This is a genomic window from Janthinobacterium sp. Ant5-2-1 (genome assembly GCF_001445815.1).
Classification (GTDB): domain Bacteria; phylum Pseudomonadota; class Gammaproteobacteria; order Burkholderiales; family Burkholderiaceae_D; genus Janthinobacterium; species Janthinobacterium lividum_E.
In genome coordinates, this window is the sequence record NZ_LNCE01000165.1 from 1 (window position 1) to 1391 (window position 1391).

At 62.9% G+C, this 1391-nt stretch carries 2 protein-coding genes; both read right to left on the reverse strand.

The genetic code is table 11. The annotated features are described in order from the left end of the window. On the reverse strand, positions 1–621 hold a 621-nt coding region (locus tag ASN89_RS26880), incomplete at its 3' end, for a M48 family metalloprotease (protein ID WP_058051363.1). After that, the coding region (locus ASN89_RS26885) for an MFS transporter (protein ID WP_152988718.1) at positions 602–1391 on the reverse strand (790 nt) is incomplete at its 5' end. The genes ASN89_RS26885 and ASN89_RS26880, both read right to left, overlap by 20 nt.

The following is a 1391-nucleotide window of genomic DNA, read 5'->3' on the forward strand; positions in this document are numbered from 1 at the left end:
CAGCATCACGCCCTGCGCCGCCATATTCGTGGCGGTACTGGTGATGGTCGGATCGACACCGAGCCAGGCTGACAGCCCGGCGCCGGCCAGCTTGGCGCCGACGGCCGCCAGGTTGCCCTTGCCGGCCTGCGCCTGCGAGTGTTCGCGCAGCGCGTGCGAAATTTCATGCCCCATGACGATGGCCACTTCATCGTCTGTCAAATTGAGCTTGGTGATGATGCCGCTGTAAAAAGCGATCTGCCCGCCCGGCATGCAAAAGGCATTGACCTCGTCCGAGTTGAGCAGATTGACTTGCCAGTTCCAGTTCGCCGCCGCCTCGTTCCAGCGCGTGGCGAACGGGATAATGCGCTGGGCGATGGCGCGCAGACGCCTGACCTGCGGGTCGCTGTCGGGCACCAGCGCGTTTTTTTCCTTCGCTTCGTTGACCAGCTGCGTATATTGCTGCTTCGATTCTGCATTGAAGTCGGCGCCGCCGGCAAAGATGCGCGAGGTCGACAAAGGCCGCACCTTGATGCCATCTTGCATCGTCGCTTGCTGGGCGTGGACGGACAGGGGCGCCAGGGCGGTGGCCGCGCACAGGCTGGCCAGGACGGCGTAACGTTTAAGGGATATTGGTGCCATTGGCAGACCTCCATGGAGCGATTTTAGGCAGCATCATCATGGCCGGGAAGGCCAGGAAGAAGCACACGATGAAAAACGAAAACCAGCCCAGTTCGGCGACCAGAAAGCCCACCGAGGCATTGATCAGGGTGCGCGGCACCGCGCTCAGGCTGGAAAACAAGGCATATTGCGTGGCAGTGTAGCGCGGGTCCGTGGTGCGCGACAGGAACGCGACAAAGGCGGCCGCACCCAGGCCCAGGCTGGCAAATGCTTCAAAACCGATCACGGCGCTGAGCAGCATGGTGTTCGGCCCCACCTGCGCCAGCCAGGCGAATCCCAAAATCGCGATCGCCTGCAGCGCGCCAAACACCCACAGGCCCCGGTTGATGCCCAGCTTGAGCATCCATATGCCGCCCACCACGCCGCCGGCCAGGCTGGCCCAGAAACCCGTGGTGTTGGCGGCCAGGCCGATCTGCGTCATGGAAAACCCCAGATCCAGATAAAACTTCGTCGCCAGCGCCGTGGCCATGCTGTCGCCGATTTTGTAGAGTAATACGAAGGCGAGGATCCACATTGCGTTACGCCAACCATCGCGCGCGATGAATTCCTGGAACGGCAGGATGATCGCTTCGCGCATGGTCTTCGGCGGCGAGCCGTACACGGTGGGCTCCTTGATCAGCAAGGTGCACACGAGGCCAGGCAGCATGAAGGCGGCCGTGATCCAGAAGACGGGCTGCCACGGCATGCGGTCGGCCAGGATCAGCGACAGCGCGCCCGGCACCATGCCCGCC